The organism is Myxococcaceae bacterium JPH2, assembly GCA_016458225.1.
In the GTDB taxonomy this organism is placed as follows: domain Bacteria; phylum Myxococcota; class Myxococcia; order Myxococcales; family Myxococcaceae; genus Citreicoccus.
Window position 1 is genome coordinate 1 of record JAEMGR010000128.1, and the last position, 524, is coordinate 524.

The 524-nt window shown below is 75.6% G+C and carries 1 protein-coding gene; it reads right to left on the reverse strand.

Going from position 1 to position 524, the window contains the following annotated elements:
* On the reverse strand, positions 1 to 524 hold a 524-nt coding region (locus JGU66_36425), incomplete at both ends, for a hypothetical protein (protein ID MBJ6766263.1).

The following is a 524-nucleotide window of genomic DNA, read 5'->3' on the forward strand; positions in this document are numbered from 1 at the left end:
CCCGCGCCGCCCGCCGCGCCCGCCGCGCCGCCACCGCCGCCGTAGCCACCATTGCCATTGAGCGTGCCCGTGCCGCCGCTGCCGCCCGAGCTGATGGCGAGGCCACCGCCACCACCGCCCGAGCCCGCACCACCGGCGCCCGTGCCACCCGACTGCGTCAGGCCCGCGCCACCGCCACCCCCGCCGTGGAAGCCCGACGCACCACCCGAGCCACCCCCCGCGTTGGCGCCACCGGCCGCACCCGGGCTGCCATTGCCCGCATTGCCCGTGGTGTTCAGCGCAGCGCCCCAGCCATTGAAGCCATTGCAACCCGCGCCGCCACCACCGCCCGCCGCCACCATCAGCGACGACACCGTGGCAGCGCCCGTTCCGCGCCACACGAACGAACCACCACCGCCACCCCCGTTCGTGCCATCCGCGCCGCGTCCACCCACCACGATGCTCAGCGCGTCACCGGGCGTCACGTTGAACGTGCCAGACAGCAGCGCGCCCGCGCCCGCTCCCGAGTTGTTGTAGGCATTGCC